The 22,808-nt window shown below is 42.4% G+C and carries 17 protein-coding genes; 15 read left to right on the top strand and 2 right to left on the bottom strand.

All coding sequences use genetic code 11. The features are described from left to right. Window positions 1-38 precede the first annotated feature (38 nt). Window positions 39-896 (bottom strand): SDR family oxidoreductase, encoded by an 858-nt coding sequence (locus T344_RS0119755; protein ID WP_027630107.1) that lies wholly within the window; start codon window positions 894-896, stop codon window positions 39-41. 45 nt (window positions 897-941) lie between these two features. Further along, window positions 942-1,997: a mannonate dehydratase gene (uxuA, locus tag T344_RS0119750; protein WP_027630106.1), complete on the bottom strand. Its 1,056-nt coding sequence runs from the start codon at window positions 1,995-1,997 to the stop codon at window positions 942-944. Between the two features lie 541 nt (window positions 1,998-2,538). Here uxuA and T344_RS0119745 point away from each other — a divergent pair. The 15 genes from T344_RS0119745 to T344_RS30005 all read left to right on the top strand — a co-directional run bounded on the left by T344_RS0119745 (window position 2,539) and on the right by T344_RS30005 (window position 22,740). Then, window positions 2,539-3,531, top strand: coding sequence for an N-acetylglucosamine kinase (locus tag T344_RS0119745; protein WP_027630105.1), 993 nt, complete (start codon window positions 2,539-2,541; stop codon window positions 3,529-3,531). A gap of 76 nt (window positions 3,532-3,607) precedes the next feature. Then, window positions 3,608-6,166 (top strand): glycoside hydrolase family 9 protein, encoded by a 2,559-nt coding sequence (locus tag T344_RS0119740; RefSeq protein WP_027630104.1) that lies wholly within the window; start codon window positions 3,608-3,610, stop codon window positions 6,164-6,166. Window positions 6,167-6,402: 236 nt separating this feature from the next. Further along, the gene (locus T344_RS0119735) at window positions 6,403-6,861 is read left to right on the top strand and encodes an RNA polymerase sigma factor (RefSeq protein ID WP_027630103.1); all 459 of its coding nucleotides are present in this window, start codon (window positions 6,403-6,405) and stop codon (window positions 6,859-6,861) included. After that, entirely contained in the window at window positions 6,858-7,607 is a 750-nt protein-coding gene (locus T344_RS0119730; RefSeq protein ID WP_027630102.1) for a hypothetical protein, read from the top strand. Before T344_RS0119735 ends, T344_RS0119730 begins: the two co-directional genes overlap by 4 nt. Further along, complete coding sequence (locus T344_RS0119725) at window positions 7,583-8,449, top strand: ABC transporter ATP-binding protein (protein ID WP_027630101.1); 867 nt, start codon at window positions 7,583-7,585, stop codon at window positions 8,447-8,449. Before T344_RS0119730 ends, T344_RS0119725 begins: the two co-directional genes overlap by 25 nt. After that, window positions 8,446-9,663 (top strand): ABC transporter permease subunit, encoded by a 1,218-nt coding sequence (locus T344_RS0119720; protein ID WP_027630100.1) that lies wholly within the window; start codon window positions 8,446-8,448, stop codon window positions 9,661-9,663. Before T344_RS0119725 ends, T344_RS0119720 begins: the two co-directional genes overlap by 4 nt. Before the next feature lie 231 nt (window positions 9,664-9,894). After that, window positions 9,895-12,237, top strand: coding sequence for a glycoside hydrolase family 9 protein (locus tag T344_RS0119715; RefSeq protein ID WP_027630099.1), 2,343 nt, complete (start codon window positions 9,895-9,897; stop codon window positions 12,235-12,237). Window positions 12,238-12,618: 381 nt separating this feature from the next. Further along, window positions 12,619-14,325: a glycoside hydrolase family 2 protein gene (locus T344_RS0119710; protein ID WP_027630098.1), complete on the top strand. Its 1,707-nt coding sequence runs from the start codon at window positions 12,619-12,621 to the stop codon at window positions 14,323-14,325. Between the two features lie 148 nt (window positions 14,326-14,473). Continuing rightward, window positions 14,474-15,385, top strand: coding sequence for a carbohydrate ABC transporter permease (locus T344_RS0119705; RefSeq protein WP_004629128.1), 912 nt, complete (start codon window positions 14,474-14,476; stop codon window positions 15,383-15,385). A gap of 80 nt (window positions 15,386-15,465) precedes the next feature. Next, window positions 15,466-16,377: a carbohydrate ABC transporter permease gene (locus T344_RS0119700; RefSeq protein WP_004629122.1), complete on the top strand. Its 912-nt coding sequence runs from the start codon at window positions 15,466-15,468 to the stop codon at window positions 16,375-16,377. Window positions 16,378-16,567: 190 nt separating this feature from the next. Next, the gene (locus tag T344_RS0119695; protein ID WP_027630096.1) at window positions 16,568-17,965 is read left to right on the top strand and encodes an ABC transporter substrate-binding protein; all 1,398 of its coding nucleotides are present in this window, start codon (window positions 16,568-16,570) and stop codon (window positions 17,963-17,965) included. 180 nt (window positions 17,966-18,145) lie between these two features. Further along, window positions 18,146-19,942, top strand: a complete 1,797-nt coding sequence (locus T344_RS0119690) for a sensor histidine kinase (protein WP_027630095.1) — start codon at window positions 18,146-18,148, stop codon at window positions 19,940-19,942. Window positions 19,943-19,949: 7 nt separating this feature from the next. Next, the gene (locus T344_RS0119685; RefSeq protein WP_027630094.1) at window positions 19,950-21,572 is read left to right on the top strand and encodes a response regulator transcription factor; all 1,623 of its coding nucleotides are present in this window, start codon (window positions 19,950-19,952) and stop codon (window positions 21,570-21,572) included. A gap of 75 nt (window positions 21,573-21,647) precedes the next feature. Then, window positions 21,648-22,397, top strand: a complete 750-nt coding sequence (locus T344_RS0119680) for a glucosamine-6-phosphate deaminase (protein WP_027630093.1) — start codon at window positions 21,648-21,650, stop codon at window positions 22,395-22,397. Window positions 22,398-22,419: 22 nt separating this feature from the next. Then, window positions 22,420-22,740 (top strand): cupin domain-containing protein, encoded by a 321-nt coding sequence (locus T344_RS30005; RefSeq protein ID WP_051572080.1) that lies wholly within the window; start codon window positions 22,420-22,422, stop codon window positions 22,738-22,740. The last annotated feature ends 68 nt before the right edge of the window (window positions 22,741-22,808 follow it).

Genomic DNA, 22,808 nt, shown 5'->3' with positions numbered 1-22,808 from the left:
TTTACGTGAAATATAAAATTTTTGTCTTTAAATCACATCTACACCCCTGAATATGCCGAGAAGCCTCCGTCCACAGGAATAACCACACCATTTACAAAGCTTGAGGCTTCCTCATTCACCAGAAATAACAGCACGCCCACCAGCTCCCGAGCTTCTCCGAACCTGCCCATAGGCGTACTGTTCAAAATCTTGTGGGACCGTTCGGTGTAGCTCCCATCGGGATTTTTAAGCAGAGCCTCATTCTGTTTTGTCAGGAAGAAGCCGGGTGCTATGGCGTTGACTCTTATTCCGACCTTGGACATATGTACTGCAAGCCATTGGGTGAAATTGGAGACCGCCGCTTTTGCTCCTGAATATGCAGGGATTTTTGTAAGCGGAGTATAGGCATTCATGGAGGAAATATTGATTATTGTACAGCCCTTTCTCCCGACCATGTCTATTGAAAATTCCTGGGAAGGCAGCAGAGTGCCCAGAAAGTTCAGATCCATCACATGTTTTATGCCCTGTTCATCCAGATCAAAAAAAGTTGTAATGCCGTCCTTTTTATCGGTAAGATCCTCAGGATAAAGGTATTCCTTTGTAGTAGTACCTTTGGGATGATTTCCTCCGGCACCGTTGATAAGGATATCGCAAGGGCCTAATTTTTGCAGTACAATATTATGGGCATTTTTGAGGCTTTCCCTGTCAAGAACATCTGCGGCAACTCCTATGGCAGAGCCGCCGGAGCTGACAATTTCAGAAGCCTTTTTTTCAACAAGAGCAAGATCCCTTCCCAGTATTGCAACCTTGGCTCCGCAGGCAGCAAGTGCGTTGACCCAGTATGCACCCAAAACACCGGTTCCGCCGGTGACAACTGCCACTTTATTGCTTAAATCGATTTTAAATGGTAAATCCATATGAACCTCCATGTCTGCAGTAAAATGTAAAAAATAGCGTTAAATTCATAGTTGCTTGCTATCCGTTTTCACTAAGGTTTCCCATATGCCGGTGAGGTACATGGCTCCCAAAGCCCTGTCATACAACCCGTAGCCCGGCCGGCCGGTTTCACCCCATATCATCCTGCCGTGGTCAGGACGTACATAGCCTTGAAATTTATTTTTATAAAGCACTTTTACAATTTCAACTACGTCCAGTGAGCCGCAGGGCGAGTAGTGGGCACTTTCCTCAAAGCTTCCGTCGTCAAGCAGCTTGACATTTCTGATATGCATGAAATGAATACGGCCCATGGCGGAATATTTATCAACCATTCTAACGATGTCGTTAAAACTGCCGCTTCCCAGTGAACCGGTACAGAAGGTCAATCCGTTGTATTCGCTGTCAACCAGTTTGAGGAATCTGTCCAGGTTCTTTTCATTTGTTATGATCCTTGGAAGACCGAATATGGGCCACGGCGGATCATCCGGATGAATGGCCATTCTAACATCACACTTTTCTGCAACAGGAATAATTTCTTTAAGAAAATATTCCAGATGTGACCACAATTTTTCATCATCCACTTTGGAATATGCTTCAAAAATATTTGCCAATTGATCTTTGGTGTAGCTTGCATCCCAACCGGGAAGAGATAATTCGCCCTTTAGAGGGTCCATTTTTTGCAGATGGTCTTTATAATAGACAAGAGCAGTTGAGCCGTCAGGCAGAGTCTTGTCCAATTGCGTGCGTGTCCAGTCAAATACAGGCATAAAATTATAACAGATGCATTTCACCCCGGCTTTTGAAAGTCTCCGGATATTTTCCTTGTAGTTTTCAATGTACCTGTCTCTTGAAGGAAGCCCAAGCTTGATATCTTCATGAACAGGAACGCTTTCAATAACATCAAACTTGAGTCCTGCCTTTTCAACTTCATCTTTTAACTGTGCTATGCTTTCATGACTCCAGATTTCTCCCACCGGAACGTCATAAACAGCTGTAACTATGCTGTACATATTTGGGATTTGCCTGATATAGCTTATTTTGACCGGATCGTCCGTGCCATACCATCTGAATGATAATTTCATGTGACCTCCATCCCCGTGCTTTCAGCACGGAATAATTTAATTAAAGCACTTGTCTTATATTGTAAACATTAACCTTTTATTAGCCATATTCTTTTTATAAATATACATAAAATCAATATAAGAAATTATACCTGTATTGCTGATTTATGACAACTGCTGGAAAGGCCAGTTTAATTTTAAATACTAGCAATATTTTTATAACACAAATATGTTTTGGTTGCTGTTTATATTGCAAAAATTGCTGTGATAAAAATTATATGGGGTGTTATAGCAATATATGTAAAAAAAGAAGAATTATCGGTAAAAATATAACATTGAGGCCGCAGTTGTGGGGGGATATCATTAAACCAAGAGAACTTATAAAAATTATGAAATGATACAAAAATACAAGGATGCCAAAATGACCAGGAGAGTATTGGATAAAAGAGGGAGCACTGCTGACACATCCGCTGATAGGGGATTACTATAAGGCAAAAGGTGTACTTGATGAAATGCTTGAGGCAAATAAGGAATTTTTACCACAGTTTCAGGAGGAGAAGCTATGAAGAAATACATACTGGGAATTGACGGAGGGGGGACAAAGACCCACTGTTCTGTTTTCAATCTGGACGGGGACCCGGTTGATTTTATAAGCTGGGGAAAAACCAACCATGAATGCCTGAAAGGCGGCTATGATGAACTTAAGCAAGAATTGGACAAGCTTATTACATATGTATTTGATAAAAACGGCATAATTGCAGACGAGCTTGGAAAATGCGTATTCGGTTTGGCAGGAGTCGATACAAAAAAACAGCATGAACTCATTTCAAATATAATAGCTGACCTGGGAATAAAAGACTTTATTCTGTGCAATGATACCTATCTTGGAGTTAAAGCCGGATGTGAGAATGGATTTGGGATTTGTGCAATAAACGGGACGGCTTTTAACATAGGTGGAATTGATTCCAGGGGAAATATGCTCCAGATTGGCGGATTGGGAGCTATGAGCGGGGGAGATTTCGGAGGCGGGGAATATCTGGCAGGTAAAGCCATGTCCGCAACGTACAATTCAATTTTTAAAGGAGACCCTGATACATATCTGACTGACCTTTTTTTTGAAATTTTAAATATAAAATCAAAATTTGATTTCGTAGAAGCTCTGCAATACAAAATCGATGAAGGTGAATATAGATATGATTTTTTTAATAAATTGATTTTTGAAGCCGCCAATAAAAATGATGCGGTAGCGCTGGAAATATTGGATAACATGGGCCGGGAGTATGCCAGATGTATAAATGGACTTATAACCAATCTTGATTTTGGCAGGGAGGAAACCATAAATGTCATTCTGGCCGGTTCAATATTTGTAAAAGGTGAAAATTCAAGGGCGATTGATAAAATTAAGCAGGAAGTCATTGAAAAGAATAAAGAAAGGCGGATAGCTTTTAACATCTTAAAATCACCGCCTGTGGCGGGTGCGGTTTTATGGGCTTTAGAGGAAAATGGCTGTAAAAGGCATAACAGGGAAAAAGTTTTGAATGCATATGCCAACTAAACATAATTTGTAGAATTGACAAGGGGATCTTGTAAGTCAAATTCACATATATTAAAAGTTTAGGAGAGTGTAAAAAATGAAAAGAAGAAGCAGAGTTATTTCATTCCTGGTTGCAATTATCATGCTGACGGCAGTGATAATGCCGGCAGACACAGCCTGGGCAAATGCCAGCGGAATATTTATCAGGGTTAACCAGGCAGGGTACAAGCCGTCAGCAGGAAAGGTTGCTATGGTGCTGTCCAGCACCAATCTAAGCGGCGTCAGGTACGACGTATTTAATTCAGGCAATGTATCAGTGTTAAATGGAACAATTTCGTCACCCAATAAGGGAAGCTGGGGCGACGCAGGCGGAGCAAAATGCGCATATACATATGCTCTTGACTTCAGCGCTCTGAATACACCGGGCAGCGGATATTATATTAAAATCAACTCATATAAATCGCCGTCCTTTCCAGTGGGTGATTCAGTCTACAGTACCCTGGCCGATCTTTCAATGCAATTTTTTAAAGTACAGCGCTGTGGAAATACCAATCCGAAGGATCATGGCCCCTGCCATATATCAGGTTCAAATTCGTCAATAGACGGAAAACCTGACGGAACATCCAAAACTATTGATGTTACCGGAGGATGGCACGACGCGTCCGATTATATTAAATTCATGAGCACCATAGGACATGTGACTGATGTAATCTTAACAACATATATACACCGTCCTGAGGCATTTCCTTCCCCCGGAAGCTCCGGCGGGGTATTAACCGAAGCAAGAGTCGGACTTGACTTCATAAGAAAGATGTGGGACAACACAAACCAGATATTATATATGGAAGTAGCCGATGGCCTTGACCATGATGTTGAAAATGATGATCTTGATTCCCGCAGCAAATGCTGGCCTGAAAATGATAATACCATATATGGTCCGGCGCGTCCGGTGCATCCGTGTCCGGCGGGGACCGGTGCCAACCTGGCAGGGAAAGCGGCAGCTGCGCTGGCACTTGGAGCAAAAATATGGGGAGACCCCAGCGGACCCTGTTATGATGCAGCATTGGCCGGCAATTATCTTGTGGCAGCACAGCAGATATACACCTGGGGAAAGACAAGGACAGGAATTGCAGGAGATGCGGATGAGTTCTATGTGGATACCGATTACAGGGATGATATGGCCTGGGCGGCGGCAGAACTCTACCGTGCCACAGGGACAGCTTCTTACCTGACAGATGCGAGGTCATATTGTGACAGCGCAGGGGAGTGGTATAACAAAAGCGACACCAGCCTCAATTGGTCAAGATCCTATGCATGGGCAAACTATGAAGTGGCATCACTTGATCCGGCATACAAGAGTACTGCTGCAGCCCGTATGAACAACCATTTGAATGTAAAGAAATCCTACGCGGATGCGCAATTCTGGAATAACAGCAGCCAGCCGAAGTGGGGCACTTATGAGGCAATGAGCAATAATGCGGTTGAAGCATTGATGTTTCAGGAGCTTTCAGGCAGTTCCGCATACTTAAATTTAGCACAGCAGCAGATGGATTTTATGCTGGGCAAAAATCCGTGGGGCGTCAGTATGTTAAATGGAGCAGGTACCACCTGGTTCAAGAACCCCCGCCACCGTGTCACAACTCTGAACCGTGTCAGTAATCCGGCGTATGAGCTCCTTGGCGCATGGAGCGAAGGTTTTGAAACAAGTGCCCAATATGCTGTGGATCAGTTGGATCCATTGCTTTCAGGACAGGAAGATCCAAACATAGTGCAATTCAATGATAATCGTATGATCTGGCATGATAACCGCAGAGATTATGCAACAAATGAGGTTACTATTACCGGAAATGCGGCAGGTATGGCAATGGCAGCATTTATGGGAGGCAGCTACACACCGGCTGCACCGGCAGTGCCTGCAGGCTTGACTGCTACAGCGGCAGGTCCGTCACAAATAAATGTAAGCTGGAATTCAGCAGCCGGTGCAACAGGCTATGACCTTGAAGTTGACGGCACGACAATAAGCAATGTAACATCACCCTACTCACATACAGGTTTAACACTGGGGTCAACACACAGCTACAAGGTAAGGGCTAAAAACAGTGCCGGTTCGAGCGCATGGAGCACGGCTGTGAGCGCTACGACTTCAGCTGTCCCTGTGGACTATCCGGCAAGCGCTGATGCATATGTAAGGGACGGGACTTACTCAGCAACCAATTATGGCACAGCCACTACGATTGATGTCAAAGGTGATCCGGACGCCGGATACAACAGGAAGGGTTTCATAAAATTTGACCTTACCGGACGTGCGGGAACATCGGTTGCATCGGCTGCCTTGAAGATATACTGCAATGCCGCATCTGCGGCTACACCTGTAAAAATATACGGACTTTCGGGCACCGATTCCTGGATCGAATCGGGCAGCGGAAGTATAACCTGGGACAATCAGCCCGGCAGCACAGATGCGGTATCAATTGGCACGGTTGACGTATCGGCTGCAGGCTGGTATACCATAGACGTTACAAGCTATGTGAACAGCCAGATGAGCGGAGATAAAAAAATGACCTTCAAATTGCAGGTTGAGAATAATAATGGAGCAAGCTTGAGCTTCAACAGCAGGGAAAATACTTCAAATAAGCCTGCTCTTACCGTAAATTAAGAAATATTGTAAAATCCCGGAGGGGCGGACAGATTTTCTGTCCGCCTTTACTGCCGTTTTGTGCAATACGGAAAGATTATACGGTTTCAGCATACCTCCGGGAGATTTTTTACACCGAAAAGAGGTTTTTCATGCTTTGAAGCTGAAAGTTATCAGGAAACAAATCGAAAAAATTTTCGTTCATCCGCACATTTTCAGGAGATAAAACGTTAAACAGTTTGAGAGGAGGCCGCAGGGTGTCGATTGATATTGAAGAACAGTACGACAAGATATATCGATATTGTTACTATAAAACTGGCAATGCCACACTGGCGGAAGACCTGACCCAGGAAGCCTTTCTCAAATATTTTGCGCAGAATTCTTACATGGAATACGGCAAGAAACTTGCCTACCTTTACACCGTGGCAAGAAATCTATGTATTGATTACTTCCGCAGAAAACAACCCGAAAAGCTGACCGATGAGTTGCAGGATACTGATTTTATTGAACGGCTGGAAATGAGGAGCACATTACGGCAGGCACTGAAAACGCTGCCGGAACAGGAGCAGGAACTGCTGCTTTTCCGGTATGCAAACGAGCTTTCAGTCGGAGAAATTGCCGCGATTACGGGGCTTTCCCGCTTTGCTGTTTACCGCAGAATAAAATCTGCATTGGCATCTCTGAAAAAATTGCTTGGAGAGGAGAATTCTCTATGAATAAAAAAATGAAAAAAGCTTTGAGAGAAACCTTTGAAGCGCCGCCGCCCATGGATAAGCAGAGATTCTTGAAAACGCTGCAGCATCCCGGCAGCACTTACCTGAAATTTCTGCTTAACCAGTTTTTTTATATACGGAAAAGGGTATGGGCTTTTTCAGTTGTAATTATTTTTATTGGCTGGGCAGTTACCTTCGGATCACCGGTGTTCATAGACTGGAAGGCGGAAGCAGGGAAAATATGGGCGGTTTCTGCCGTACTTCCATTTCTGGGGCTGATGATGACGGCAGAAATTTACCGCTCGGAATTTTACCGCATGTCGGAACTTGAAATGAGTTTCCGGTTCAACCTGCCTCAGATAATCATGGCGCGGATAGCAATATTGGGCGGAGGAAATTTTGTAATCCTGACAGCACTTTTAATTTTTATCAGCAGGGTATCTCCGTTCAACCTGCTCCAGGTAATAATCTACCTGATGGTACCGTACCTCATAACCTGCGGTGTTTGTCTGCTGATACTTAACCGGGTGAGACTGGGGGAAGGTATGTACTTCTGTGCTGCCGCGGCCTGTTTTACCTGCATGGTTAATATTATTACCGGCAGCAGGGTGCAGCTTCTTTACTCCAGCTCAACCCTGGGTTACTGGCTGCTGCTGTTTGCGCTGGGCGGCGTACTGACAGCTATTCAGCTGCGCAAATTAATAAAACAAACGGAGGAAAGAACATGGAACTTACTCTTGACAGAGTGACAAAGCAATATGGCAATAAAATTGCCTGCGACCGCATCTCTCTGACTCTCCGCCGGGGTGTGTACGGGCTCCTGGGCGCAAACGGCGCAGGTAAAACCACCCTGATGCGAATGATGTGCGGCGTGCTGGCCCCCACCTTCGGAACTGTAAATTATGACGGGATTGATGTAAGCCGGGAGAATTACCGTGATTTGTTGGGATATCTGCCCCAGGACTTCGGCTATTACCCCGAGTTTTCTGCCCTTGATTTCATGCTTTACATTGCAGTGCTTAAGGGACTGTCCAAAGTCCGGGCCAGAGAAAAATCATTGGAGCTGCTTGAGCTTGTATCCCTTGAAAATGAAGCAAAAAAGAAAATAAAAACCTTTTCCGGAGGTATGAAACAGAGGCTCGGCATTGCCCAGTCATTGCTCAACGATCCGAAAGTACTGATCCTGGACGAGCCCACTGCCGGACTTGATCCAAAAGAAAGGGTGCGTTTCCGCAATATGATCTCCCGGCTTGGAGGAGACCGCATTGTACTTCTTTCTACCCACATAGTTTCCGATGTTGAGCACATTGCCGATACCATTCTCATAATGAAAAGCGGCCAGCTTGTACATAAGGGGACGCTGGAAGAAATCATCGGCACAATTCAGGGCAAGGTTTGGGAGTGCAGCATACCGCCTTCTGTGGCAGACCGGCTTTGTGAAAGGTATCCTGTTATTAATCTCCGGAATGAAGGCAAAAATATGTTTTTACGTCTGATAAGTGAAGAGAAACCCTGTGATTGTGCCGTGACAGCACAGGCTTCACTGGAGGATCTCTATTTGTATTATTTCAGTGAGGTGAGCGAAGGATGAGAGTTTTTTGGAGATTGGTGGGTTTTGAGTATAAAAAGATATTATATAAAAAAAGTGTGATTATAGTTCTGGCGCTGGCCGTAATTGTCACTGCCGTCAGTGTCTGGGGGACGCTGCTGGGAAATTATTATATTGGGGGAGAGGTGTTTGAGTCCAATTATGATGCCATGGTTAAGGACCGCTCTTATGCCAGAGCCCTTTCAGGCCGGGAAATCGACTCGAAATTGATTATGGAGACAGTGGAGGCTTATTCAAAGATCCCCAAAAAAGATCGATATTACGATACCCCGGAATACCAGGCTTTTGCAAGAAAATACAGTGAAATATACAGGATTGTCCGGCCTATATATAACAGTGAGTCCAGACGGTTCAATATGGAAGATTTCCAGCGACTGACCGGAGAACAGGCAGCCGGGTTTTATGCTGCACGTCATAGCAGACAGGTTCAGGCCCTGGAAGAAACAGGAATGAGCGGTAAGGCAAAGGAGAAATTGATTGCTCTGGATGAGCAGATAAAAACTCCGTTTACATTTTCCTATACAGACGGATACACACGGTTTTTCACACTCATGTATACAGTTGGCCTGATGGCAGCGTTTGTCATGGCAATTTGCATTGCTCCGATTTTTTCAGGTGAATACTCCTCGGGAGCCGATCAGCTCATCCTTGCTTCAAAGCATGGAAAGAATATGCTCATAACAGCCAAGCTGTTTACGGGTTTTACCTTAGCCTCAGCCATATGCCTTGTCCTGACTGCCATAAATTATATTCTTACAATTCTGACCTTTGGCTTTGACGGTTTAAACTCCCAATTGCAGCTTTACTATCCCATGTCGACTTACCCGCTGACCATGGGACAGACAGCCCTGTTATTTTCTGTCTGCGTCTTTTTTGCCTGCCTGATGACTGCGGCAATTACCATGCTTTTATCGGCAAAATCCAAATCAGCTTACGGTGTAATCATAATCATAACCTTAATTCTTATTGTACCGATGTTTATAAACGTATCCTATGACCGGATATGGCTGTACAATCTTTTACATCTCCTGCCGTCCGGCATGATGGAATTTGGTTCTGTGACAAGCCCTGTTCAGTATGAATTATCCGGTGTGATCGTGAAGCCCTATGTGTTCCTGCCGTTGTTTGCCGCTGTGGCCGGCATTCTGGTTACACCGTTCGCATACCGTTCTTTTAAAACCCACCAGATTGTTTAACGTTATTCTTTTAACTGCCTTGTTCCTAAGGACCTCTTAGGGATGAGGCAGTTTTTTTCTCCAGTAAAAAAGTAAACATGTAAAGAAGTAAGTAAAATACGTAAATATATGAGATTGCTGCTTGGGCTGAACGATTATAGGATAATACTGAATAAAATTTTTAAGAGTCTGTTTAATATACGCTTGTGTCTGATATCTTAAACAGGCTCTAAAGGTGGAGGAGAGGAATATATGAAAAAAGCGGGTAAATTAATTTCATTGCTGGCAGTTATAACGATGTTCCTAACAATTGTCATACCGCCGCAAAACACTTTTGCAGCTGCCGGTGATACTTTTATCAGAGTTAACCAGGTCGGTTACAAGAGCAAAGCGGCTAAAACGGCCATGGTATTGACCGGCAGTGATTTAAAAGGCAAGGAATTTACTGTTCATGATTCCAAAGGCAATAAAGTATACACCGGAAAAGTTGGGATCGATAAGGGCAACTGGGGAGATTTGGGGAAGAACTATGCCCACACCTATGAGCTGGACTTCAGCAGCTATACCAAACCGGGCACCGGATACAAATTAAAGGTCAAAGGATTTACCTCACCGGAATTTATTATCAATGACGCTGTTTATGATAACCTGGATAATTTATCCCTGGAGTTTTTCAGCCTTCAGCGCTGCGGGGATACTGAGCCCAAGGGCCACGAAGCATGCCACCTGGACGATGGAATAGTTGTTTCGGGAGTGACAAAAGGGAAGCTTATAGATGTTTCAGGCGGTTGGCACGATGCTGCCGATTATATAAAGTTTATGAGTACAATCGGTTATTGCAGTAATATTATGCTTTCAACCTACTTGAATGACCCTGAGCAATTCAAGGATCCTGCCAGGGGTATTCTTGCCGAAACCAAAGTTGGACTTGATTTTATGGTGAAGATGTGGGACAACGAAAACCAGGTGTTATATTTATCTGTAGCCGATGCAGATGAGCACGGCGGTGAGGATAATATATCCAGGTGGGAGACCTACCCTGAAAAAGATAATTTCTATAAGGGACCACGTCCCGTATATCCGTGCGAACCGGGCAAGGGTGCCAATATTGCTGGTAAAGCAGCTGCAGCGCTGGCCATGGGAGCCAAGATATGGGGTGACCCGAAAGGACCTTGCTACAATCAGGAATTAGCTGATACATATCTTACTGCGGCAAAGCAGATTTATAATTATGGAAAAAACAATCCTGCGACCATGTCCGACAGGGACGGCGGATATGAGGAACTGCCTGAAGAATGGGCCTGGATGGATGACATGGCGCTGGCAGGAGCAGAGCTGTACCGCACTACCGGCATCAAGTCCTATCTGACCGAAGCAAAAAATTATGCCGATACGTTGGGAGATAACAGTGACGGCGACTACTCAAACATAAATCTCAGCTGGTCAAGATGCTGTCATTATGTGAACTACGAGCTGGCAAAACTGGATGCTTCGTATGCGCCCATTGCCGCAGTCCGCATGTACAAACACCTTAATACGGCACAGGGCTATTCAGACAGCAATGTGTGGGGAACCGGCCTGAATGAGCTGCGCTGGGGCAGCGGTGCAATGATGAGCCAGTTGATAGTTGAGGCCTCCATGTTTAAAAGTTTGACAGGTGACAATAGCTTCATTCCACTGGCTCAAAAGCAGACCGACTATTTGCTGGGCTCCAACCCATGGGGTGTTTCTTTCCTCAATGGCGCCGGAACTACATTTGTACGCCATCCGCGCCATCGCATAACCTATCAGCAGCAAGTCTTAAAAAATAACCCGAAATGGGATCCAACCGGGTTATGGAGCGAAGGGCCTGTATCTGAAGCAGTTTATACTCCTAATCAGAATGATCCGCTGGATACCGATATGAAAAACAACAATAACTATACTGAATTCCAGGACAAGAGAGCAGTTTGGCACGATAACAGAATGGATTATGTGACCAATGAGGCCTGCATTAATGCAAATGCCGCCGGTGTGGCAGCAATGGCGTGGTTCGCGTCAACCGACCCCGGTATATACAGGCCCAAAGCTCCGGGTACGCAGCCGTCAACCCCTGTTCCGCCGGAAGATGAATACCAGGTCAGTGAAGATTCATATGTGAGAGATGGCGAATATGAAGCCGTGAATTACGGAACGGAATCCACTCTTGCTGTTAAAGGAGATCCTGATCCCGGTTACTCCAGAAGAGCATTGATTAAAGCAGATCTTTCAAAATTTACAAAGGCTACGGCAGCATCAGCAGTACTGAAAATATATAACAGTTCTGCCAATTCATCCACATCGGTCAAAGTTTATGGTCTCTCTGAAGATAAATGGGCCGAAAAGGCTGTGACCTGGGCAAATCAACCCGGTACAAAGGGGGCGGTTTTAATAGGCACACTGGACCTGTCTACCGAAGGATGGTATACAATCGACATTACCAGCTATGTGAACAGTCAGCTTGCAGGAGACAAGACGGTATCCCTCGTATTACAGAATGAAAGTGCGGATGGAATAAGTACCGCTATATGCAGCAAGGACGGTATAGCTAATAAACCTGTACTTATTGTCAAATGATTTGTAAATTAATATTATAATGCTATTGAATTGCTGCATAGAAAGAAATATCCGGCTTTATGAATAAGGACTCCATTAAGGCTACTGATATAACTGCAGTAGCCTTTTAACCAGCCTTAAAAATAAACTGACTCGTTTTGTTGGTTAAATTTATGACTTTTTTAATAGCTGTTATTTTAAAAAGAATAGCTTTAAAAAAACGTAATGCAATAGTGTGCGAGGCTGGACGGGAACACTATGCTTTTACTGGCTTGTTTAAAGCTGTCCATCTGTGAGACAACAGCTGTTAAAACATACATACCCTCTATTGACAATGTACAATACGTTTTTGAGTGGTAAATTTACCTCACAACGAGTCAATCATCAGAAAGGATTATAAAAATGCTTAAGGAAATATCGTTAAACTCATACTGGGAATTTAAATTGGACAGAAAAAATGAAGGACTTGGCAATGAATGGTATACGGCTATTCCGGATAATACAGACAATATTTGGGTGCCCTCCTGCTGGAATGAATCGGATGAAGAGCTGTTCGACTATGAGGGCGTAGCCTGGTATTTCAGGAAGTTTATATTTAAGGAAATACAGGACGTAAAAAGATATGTTTTATTCTTTTACGGTGTCAATTACAAATGCGATATCTGGCTTAACGGCAAAGCTGTGGGCTCTCATACCGGAGGTTTTACACCTTTTGAAATTGACATTACTGAAAGCCTTGTTATCAACGGCGAAAATTTAATTGCTGTCCGTGTTGACAGTGAAATAAACAATATGACTTCTCCTCCCATAGGTGTGGATTGGTTCAATTATGGAGGCATCTATAGGGATATATCCATTATAGGGACAGGTGAAAGCTGGCTGGAGGATGTGACCGTTGTTACCAAAATGAACGGGGAGGTGGCAGTTACTATAGATGTTGGTAATTTTACCGCTGCCGGTGACTATTCAATAAATCTGACGGTTGATGATAAGGACAGGATGGAACCCGTATATGATGTGACAGAAAAGATCACCTGCGGTAAAAAAACAATCACTCTGGTGGTTGAAACCCCAAAACTGTGGTCTCCTGACAGCCCATTCCTCTATGATTTTAAAATATGTCTCAAGAAAAATGATAAACCCATGGACTATTGGACTCACCGGATTGGAATAAGAGAGTTTTCCATAAGTAACAGAAAGGTTTTGCTGAACGGAGAAGTCATATACCTGAGAGGGTACTCCAAACATGAAGAATATCCCGTCACCGGAAGGACGTTTTCAGATGACATCGTGAGGAAGGACTATGATCTGTGCAAAAAGGGCAGTGCAAACTTTTTAAGACTCTGCCATTACCCGCACCACTTGAAGGAGTATGAAATAGCCAGTGAGACAGGCTTCCTTGTCATAGCTGAAGTGCCAAATGTCAACTTCAAAAAAGAACAGTTCCAGAATCCGGAGCTCCTGGAGCTTGCAAACAAACAGATGCAGGATACCATTAAATATTACAAAAATGAGACCTGCATTATGTTCTGGAGTCTGTTTATTGAATGCAAAACCTACGAGGACGCAGCTGTGGATTTCGTTCCGAAGTACATAAAGCTTGCAAAAGCTATGGACCCCACGAGGTTTGTGGTGCATGCATCGGATATACCCACTGAAGACAGAACCTACGAATATTTTGATGTGGTAGGGATAAATTACTGGCTTGGCTGGTATAACGGACATACCATTGAAGATGGAAGCCTTCTACTGGACAGGATTGCCGCGAGATATCCCGAAAAACCGGTCCTTATGACTTCCGGAGGCTGGGAGGGCATGTATGGACAACATTCCCGGAAAGCCAGGATCAAATGGTCCGAAGAATCACAGGCCGATTACCTGGAATCGCTTATAGACCTCTATGTTTCAAAAGACTATATCATAGGACAAATTGTGTGGACCTTTAATGATTTCAGAGTTTCTTCATGGCTGATTGACGGAGAGGCAAAATGGCCCTCTAGACCCATGGGAATAAATCATAAGGGTGTGCTGGATTTTTACAGAAGACCCAAACTTTCATATTACAGATTGCAGGAAGCCTTTAAAAAGTGGGATGAAAAACCGGTGTAATAGTAAAAACGACTTTATTGCTACCGAAGGTAAAGAAAGAAGAATTATACGTAAAAATATAAGATTGAGGCTATATGGACCTCAGTATATCATTTAGATTGTAGAAGATGTTACTAGCATAGTTAAACAAATATAAGGGGTCGATATAATGGATTCTATTCTTAGAAAAATTAATTCACTGCGCAACAGTGAAAGTTTTGCCGGGTATATGTTTATACTCCCATGCTTGTTTTTTCTGCTGTTTATGGCAATTCTGCCAGTATTCCTGACTGCCATAATCAGTTTTACCAATTGGGGTTCGGTTGCTACCGATATTTCAAAGCTGTCATTTGTAGGATTTAAAAATTACATTGATTTATTTAAGGATGCAACCTTTTATACAGCTTTAAAAAATAATATTCTATTACTTTTTTATACAATACCTGTTCAGTTGGTAGTCAGCTTTATATTAGCAGTTTTAATAAATAAGTACTGCTATTTTAAAAACTTCTTTAAGGCCATCTACTTTTTGCCTTATATCTCAAGTACTGTTGCTGTTGCAACTATCTGGATGGTTGTTATGCAACCATCCTATGGCCCGCTTACAGAAATGCTGAAAGCCATGGGAATTGAAAATACGCCGAAATGGCTTTCTGATTTGCATTGGGCACTGCCAAGCTTATCGGGTATGGTTGTGTGGCAGAATCTTGGATACGATATTGTAATTATACTGGCCGCACTTCAAACTGTTCCGGCTGAAATGTATGAGTCGGCTGATATAGATGGTGCAAACTGGTTCGTAAAGATCCGGAAAATAACACTTCCTATGATAACACCCACGATATTTTTTCTGATCATATATGAGATAATGGAAACTTTCAGAATATTTGACCAGATCAGTGTTTTGACAGATGGCGGCCCTGGTGATGCCACACAGGTTCTCGTCTATTATCTGTACAAGCAGGCCTTCAGAAACAGCCATATAAACTATGGAGCAACTATTACCGTTGTGCTGTTTATTATAGTTTTTGCAATAACTCTGGTTCAATGGATATTCAGAAAAAAATGGGTGCATGAATAGAAAAGTACCATTCACGCCTTATCCGGCTCACGGTATGCGCGTGGAATAATTCCATCAATTTTTGTGAGCCAGAAAGGCTAATGGTACTTTTTATTATGAATGGTATAGCAGCTAACAATAATGTTAAAACTTTGAACATAAATAAAAAATTGAAGGGCAGCAATTTAAGGGATGCAATAGGAAAGACAGTGATTACATTAATTTTATTCGCATTCAGCCTTGTAATGGTTCTGCCGTTTATATGGATGATTTCCACCTCTATGAAATATGAGGTCGATGTATTTACTTACCCGATTCAATGGATTCCGGCAAAGTTCAGAATTATTGAAAACTACAGGGAAGTTTGGTTTGGGGATGCTCCGTTTACTTTATATTATTTTAATTCCATTAAGGTAACGGTAATAACAACCGTCCTTTCACTGTTAATTTCCAGTATGGCTGCATTTGCATTCTCAAAGCTGAAATTTCCGGGCAGGGATAAAATATTCCTTTTAATAATCGCCACAATGATAATACCTGACCAGGTTACGCTTATCCCAAGATTTCTGTACTTTAAGTGGCTTCACCTGTTTGATACACATATATGTCTGATAATCAGCATGCTGTTCAGCCAGTCAAATATATTTTTTATTACCCAGTTTATGAAATCATTGCCCGCGGAGCTCAGCGACTCTGCTAAAATTGACGGGGCCGGAACGTTCAGGACCTTCTGGAACATTATTTTGCCTCTGACAAAACCGGCTATTGCAACCATGGCAATTATTAAGTTTATATGGTCATGGAATGATTATCAAAACGTTTTGATTTTTATTACCAATGCAAAACTGTTTACCATACAGATCGGAGTGCGGATGTTCACCGACAAATACGGATCATTCTATTCACTGATAATGGCTGCCTCGGTATCGGCAATAATACCGCTGTTTATCGTATTTGCACTTGGACAGAAGTATATCATCGAGGGCCTGACTGCAGGAAGTGTTAAGGGTTAGTGCTTTAAGGGTTAATACTTTAGGAAATATTGGCGTTTCAACGAGGTAAAGGTGTCCTCAAGGACACCCTGGATATGCTCACTGCCCGAAAACCAGATGGTACCAGCCACCTGTAAAGGTGGTGGATATCTATTATTGCCTCGTTATAATATAGGTAACGCCTTTATAAATATAAAAAAGGAGAGATTATATGAAAAGAATGGCAAAACTTTTATCGACAGCTTTAGCTGCAACCTTTCTGATTTCGGCAACACTAACAGGGTGCGGCGGGACAAAGCCGGCCTCCGAAAGCAGCAATGCCGGAGATTCCTCCACGTCAGCATCAACAGGAGCACCTGCCAAGGAGATAACTCTTAAGTTCTATACTGCCACAGATGAGGCCACAAATAATCAGCGCAAATGGCCCGAGTTTATTACAGAGTTCGAAAAGAAAAATCCCGGTATCAAGGTTGAAATGGCTCCGCTGGTAGCAAATGTAAACAATGATGAGTACAAGAAAAAGGCCGATCTTATGATTGCAGCCGGTGAACAGATTGATTTGCTCAGAACCTCTGCTTTGTATGAATTAACAGAGTGGGCCGATAACGGCGTAGTTGAACCTCTGGATGAATATGCCGGGAATGCAGGTGTTAATTTACTTGACGAATATAAAGGTCTTGCTCCTTATAATGATAAAATTTATGCCATACCTGAAGAGATAACTCCGTGGCTGGTATTTATAAATAAGGATATGCTTGATGCAGCCGGACTTCCTCTGCCTCCGAAAGACTGGACATGGGAGGACTATAGAGAATACGCCAAAAAGCTTACCAAAGGTGAAGGTGCGAATAAGATATATGGTTCTTTTATGAACGAATGGTCCAACTTCTTTACTGTTGGCACCCAAAGCGAGATAATGGACAATCCTTTCTTTACAGCCGACAACAAGCTGAATTTTGATCATCCCACATTCAGAGACGGTTTGCAATTCAGATATGACCTGGAGAATGTGGACAAATCCCAGGTGCCTTATGTAGATTTGACATCGCAGAAATTAAAATACAGAACCATGTTCTTCAGCGGAAAAGTTGCCATGGTATGCATGGGCTCCTGGATGGTCACCGATATTCAGTTGACCGACAAATATCCTCACACCTTCAAGACAACCTTTGCTACATACCCCAGATGGACTACAAACAGCAAACCTAACACATCACAGCTTGACGGAGCCGGAATCGGCTGGTCAATAAATTCAAAGTCGGCAAATAAACAAGCAGCTTTTAAATTCCTGACTGCTTTGACCTCCGAGGGTCTGGAAATTGGTCATAAAACATGGTCTGCCTGGAAGAAAACAAATGCAGATGAAATGATAAAAGGTCTTGTAGGTCCTGATGAGAGCTTATATGATCTAGAAGCCTTTAAGAATGTTGTATTTGATCCTGAAAGGGTTGATAATATTGTGACAAGATCCGGCCCCGGTGAAAGTGAAATCATAGACGTATTTACTGAGGAAGCAGAGAAATATTTCGTAGGCGGACAGTCCTTGGACACCACTCTTAAAAATACAAAAAATAAGGCAAATGCAATTATGGAAAAGGCCACCAAGTAAGAGAACTTTAAGTATAGGATCCGGCAAGGGAATATTGTACAATTTATAGAGCCAATCACGGCTGAAAGCTTTGTTTCGGGCTCTCAGCCGTGATTGCTTGCCGAATTCCATACAGTTTTCAACGGCATGAAGTTATGGATATTTAAATTGGGCCATGCTAAAATATGAATAGGTGATTTTGTGAGGAAAATTGTCGAAAAATTTCGGAATTTAAGCATAAAAAGAAAATTAACTATATCCTACTCTGTTATTGTGGTATTCCCATTAATAATTTCCTTATTGCTGTCCAATAATGTGATGACAAACTTCATGCTGGATAAAATCGCCGATTTAAACGAAAATTCTATAAACGATTCCTCGAAGGTATTAAACAGAACCCTTGATGATATAGCTTTTACATTATTGAACATAGCCAATAACAGCCATGTAAGGGAAATTCTCATTGACGACAATATCAGCAGCACTCAATCCGGTAAAATCCAGAGGTATGAAAAACAAAAGAAATTTGACGATATATTTGAGAGTATCCCAATTTCTCTGATGACCTATAATGCCAGCATAACCATATTGGGAGAAAAACAATTTGATTACGGCAACTGGGAAGATTATTCAAGCTATACTAGTTCTATGAAACAAAGCAGCTGGTATAAGGAAATGGTCCGGTCCAGGGACATGAGGATCAGGTGGATAGGCACTAGGCCTGGTATTGGCACCAGCGGAGGCTATTTCCTGGAAGCTGCAATGCCTGTCAAGGGAAACAGCAGTCTGGCCAGGGTTGGCGTAGTGCATATACAAATAAATGAGAAGGATGTTTATAAGGCATTAAGCTCAAACAACGGGACCAATGAAATTTATCTGATACAAAAAAACGGTGATATTCTGTCCTGCAAAAACAAGGAGGAAATTTCAAAAAACCTTAATTACAGGCTGGAGGTTCCGAAAATCAACGAAAATATTAAAAACTGGTATATTGATGTTGACAGGAACGGAGAAAAATTGGTTGTAAACAGTGTGCACATTGAAAAAGGCAACTGGACACTGGTATCAATGATACCCTATGAAAAATTGGTAGCACCTTTAAATAGCATCAGGAATATCCTGTTATTTATCAATTTGATTTTCATGGTAGCCTTTTTGATGGTTGCACTGTTTATTTCCAATATAATAAGCAAGCCCATCATAAAATTGGGAATGAGCATGAAGAAGGTTGAAAAAGGGAATTTCAGTCATAAGGTTGAAGTTGTAAGTGAGGATGAAATCGGAAGATTAAGCCGGAATTTTAACAACATGCTGGATAAGGTCAGTGAGCTGCTGATACTCACAAAAGAGCAGGAACGGCTGAAAAGGGATGCTGAATTTGAAGCACTGCAGGCGCAGATAAATCCTCACTTTCTTTTTAATACCCTGAGCTCCATAAGATGGGCGGCAGCTGCCAATGGTGACAGGAAAGTTGAAGATATGGTGCATTCTCTGTCGGTATTGCTCAGGGCCAGTATTACAAACGGGCAGGAAATGGTTGCCCTCGAAACTGAGATTGGGATCCTGAAAAATTATCTTGATTTAATCCGCATGAAACAGGGTTCCAGTTACATTTTTGAATGCAATATAGATGACAATCTGATGAAATACCGTATACCTCACCTTTTGCTGCAACCCATAGTTGAAAATTCAATACTGCATGGATTCGAAGGACTGAATGAGCAGGGAGTTATCCGTATATCCGCATCAGTAGAAGAGGATTCGCTTATGATAGAGCTGACGGACAACGGCAGAGGGCTGCAGGGCAACACTCTTGAGAATATTCTGAACAGGGAGTCTTCAGAGCTGGATAACAAAAGGTATTATAAAAGTGTTGGGCTGAAAAACATACATGACAGGATCAAGCTTATTTATGGTCAAAACTACGGAATAGATATTTGCGAAGGAGAAAGAAACGGTACAAAGGTAACTTTATATCTGCCATTCCAGAAAGGGTGAGTATACATTGCTGACAGTAATGCTGGTGGATGACGAAATTAATGTTATAGAGGGGTTGAAGGTCTCAATAGACTGGGAAAAGCATGGGTTTGGGATAATTTGTACCGCCGCCAACGGGGAAGATGGCTATTATATGGCAATGGAACACAAGCCCGATCTCATAATAACGGATATTACGATGCCCAGGATGGACGGGTTTGGCATGGCTGAGAAAATCCGTGAAAAACTGCCTGAGTCGAATATTATATTTCTGACCTGCCATGAGGACTTTAATTTTGCAAGGAAAGCTGTCAACCTGAGTGCTGATGAATACCTTATAAAAGATACCATGACAAGGGAGGAGATCTATTCGGCATTGGCCAAGATCAAAACCGGTATTGAGGAAAGAAAGCTGAAAAAGAAGAAGGCCAATGAGCTGTCGGTGGAATTAAACCGTAACCGCTGTCAGCTCAGTGAAATACTCATCAATGAGTTGCTTAAAAAGGGAAAAATAGATACAAACAGCTTTGAGAGACGTTTAAGTATATACAACTATAATTTATCAAAGCAAAAGTATATTCCTGCATTACTTACCCTGGACAGATATATTGGTCTGATTAACGGTGATCTGTTCAATAACGATACCGAACTTATACGATTTGCGGTTTTAAATATTGTTGAGGAGATTCTTAAAAAATATGATATCGGAGAAGTTTTCCCCAGCGGTGAAAATGAATATATAATTATTTTCAATTACACTCCAAACCTTAAAATCAGCATAGATGAGAAAATAACTGCAGTGTCCAAAGAAATCCAGAGCTGTATAAGTGAGGTTATTAAAGCAACCTGCACAATTTACATGGGGATTCAGGTTGGTTCAATGCAGGAAATCAAACGTGCATACGAAGAAATGCTGATATTAAAAAATTATAGATTTTACATGCAGGACGGATTAATTTTATATAACTCAAAAAGAGAATTTAATTTTTCAAATATTGATTTTAATTACATGAATGACCTTATTAAAGAGTTCGATCATTATTTGGGGGATCTGAATATTGAATTGCTTGCACACCTGGAATATGTTTTTTTTGAAAAGGTCAAAAGGGAAAATGTTTTTGCCGCAGATGTAAAAATTGTGATTGAAAGGCTGGTCAACAGCCTGGGAAAGTCTGTGGAAAAGAGCGGCTTCATGTACCGGCAGGTCATCCAGGATTCCTGGGTGAAACAACTTTTTAATATTGATAACGTCAATGAATTAAATGAGGCATTCCACAGGCATCTGTCAGCTACGGTGGATGTCTTAAAAAAGAATGCCTCTTACACCTGTACTCCCGAAATGAGAAAGATCCTAAAATATATCTCGGAGCATTTACAGGAGGACATTAGTCTTGAGACCATAGCAGCACACGTAAATATGAACAGCAGCTATTTCAGCAGATATTTTAAAAGTAAAACCGGAGGCAACTTTATTGATTTCCTGACCGGTGTCAGAATCCAAAAGGCAAAGGAACTTTTGCTGGAAACCGAATTGACCATAGAAGAAATAGCAATGAAGGTCGGACATGTAAATAAAGCTTATTTCACAAAAGTTTTTAAAAAGGTAACCGGGTTCAATCCCGGTGAATTCAGAAAGAAAAGATGCTCATGAACACTTTTTACGCTTTGACATAATGGTTTAAAATGGTTCCAAGTCAAATAGTTCCAAAATGGAGGTAATTTATCAATGCTTAAAGACAAACTGAAAGTCAATATATATGCAAATAGACTGGAAATGGGCAAAGCGGCTGCAACCGCGGTGGCCGAAAGAATAATCAAACTTCTGGCGGACAAGAACGAAATAAACATGGTATTTGCTGCGGCTCCGTCACAGAATGAGTTCCTTGAGGCTCTGGTCAATAATAGGCAAATCATGTGGGACAGGATCAACGCCTTCCACCTGGATGAATATATCGGTTTGAGGCCTGAAGCCCCGCAAGGATTTGGGAATTTTTTAAGAAGAAAATTGTTTGACTGTGTTAATTTAAAGTCTGTAAATTATTTAAACGGAAGTGGAAACGGTGAGATTTCTGAGTGTGAGAGATATTCAAAGCTTTTAAAACAATTCCCGCCGGATATAGCCTGTATTGGTATCGGGGAGAACGGGCATCTTGCTTTTAATGATCCGCCGGTTGCGGATTTCAATGATAAAGCCCTGGTGAAGATTGTGGAATTGGATGAGGTTTGCAGGAAGCAGCAGGTCAATGACGGATGCTTCACGGCTCTTGACATGGTGCCTGCGCATGCGCTCACACTTACTATTCCGGCAATAATGTCGGCTGGATATATTTATTGTATGGTACCCGGAAAGACCAAGGCCGAAGCTGTGGAGAGGACATTGAATGGTCCTGTATCGGAGACCTGTCCTGCATCCATACTCAGAACCCATGAAGCGGCAGAGCTTTTTCTGGATGCGGACAGTGCTGCAAAAATATGACGATTGGGAACAGAGGTAAACTATGATATTAAGGAAGATATGGGAAGAAAAAGACGCAAGTGACATAAGGGAAAAATTGCTGATCAACCCTGAAGAGGCTGAAACAATCGCCTTGGGCTATGTCTCGATAAATTCCGGTGAAAGCACCAAAACCGGATTTCATGAGGATGAGGAAGAGATATATGTTATCCTCAAGGGCAGAGCAGTTCTGACCATAGGAGATGAGGAAGGTGAGGTTACCGGAGGGGATGTGGCTTATGTCCCCAGAAATAACGTTCACAGGATGAAATGTATATCTGAAGAAAAGCTGGAATACTTATATTTTGCAAACTGGCCGAAATGACAGAGATAGCGTGAAGACATTTTTGATTGCTGTTTATGCCGCTGCATGGCGGCAGAATGAGGTGTTTT

Origin of the sequence: Ruminiclostridium cellobioparum DSM 1351 = ATCC 15832 (genome assembly GCF_000621505.1) — a bacterium.
Classification (GTDB): Bacteria; Bacillota; Clostridia; order Acetivibrionales; family DSM-1351; genus Ruminiclostridium; species Ruminiclostridium cellobioparum.
This window is presented reverse-complemented; position numbering and strand designations above follow the sequence as displayed.

What these genes read in the sequence shown, in the direction of transcription:
- T344_RS0119715 (WP_027630099.1), top strand. Translation starts at nt 9,895, where the DNA reads ATGAAAAAAGCGGGTAAATTAATTTCATTGCTGGCAGTTATAACGATG.
- T344_RS0119710 (WP_027630098.1), top strand. Translation starts at nt 12,619, where the DNA reads ATGCTTAAGGAAATATCGTTAAACTCATACTGGGAATTTAAATTGGAC.
- T344_RS0119755 (WP_027630107.1), bottom strand. Translation starts at nt 896, where the DNA reads ATGGATTTACCATTTAAAATCGATTTAAGCAATAAAGTGGCAGTTGTC.
- T344_RS0119745 (WP_027630105.1), top strand. Translation starts at nt 2,539, where the DNA reads ATGAAGAAATACATACTGGGAATTGACGGAGGGGGGACAAAGACCCAC.
- T344_RS30005 (WP_051572080.1), top strand. Translation starts at nt 22,420, where the DNA reads ATGATATTAAGGAAGATATGGGAAGAAAAAGACGCAAGTGACATAAGG.
- T344_RS0119700 (WP_004629122.1), top strand. Translation starts at nt 15,466, where the DNA reads ATGGTACTTTTTATTATGAATGGTATAGCAGCTAACAATAATGTTAAA.
- T344_RS0119740 (WP_027630104.1), top strand. Translation starts at nt 3,608, where the DNA reads ATGAAAAGAAGAAGCAGAGTTATTTCATTCCTGGTTGCAATTATCATG.
- T344_RS0119720 (WP_027630100.1), top strand. Translation starts at nt 8,446, where the DNA reads ATGAGAGTTTTTTGGAGATTGGTGGGTTTTGAGTATAAAAAGATATTA.
- T344_RS0119695 (WP_027630096.1), top strand. Translation starts at nt 16,568, where the DNA reads ATGAAAAGAATGGCAAAACTTTTATCGACAGCTTTAGCTGCAACCTTT.
- T344_RS0119705 (WP_004629128.1), top strand. Translation starts at nt 14,474, where the DNA reads ATGGATTCTATTCTTAGAAAAATTAATTCACTGCGCAACAGTGAAAGT.
- T344_RS0119730 (WP_027630102.1), top strand. Translation starts at nt 6,858, where the DNA reads ATGAATAAAAAAATGAAAAAAGCTTTGAGAGAAACCTTTGAAGCGCCG.
- T344_RS0119680 (WP_027630093.1), top strand. Translation starts at nt 21,648, where the DNA reads ATGCTTAAAGACAAACTGAAAGTCAATATATATGCAAATAGACTGGAA.
- T344_RS0119725 (WP_027630101.1), top strand. Translation starts at nt 7,583, where the DNA reads ATGGAACTTACTCTTGACAGAGTGACAAAGCAATATGGCAATAAAATT.
- uxuA (WP_027630106.1), bottom strand. Translation starts at nt 1,997, where the DNA reads ATGAAATTATCATTCAGATGGTATGGCACGGACGATCCGGTCAAAATA.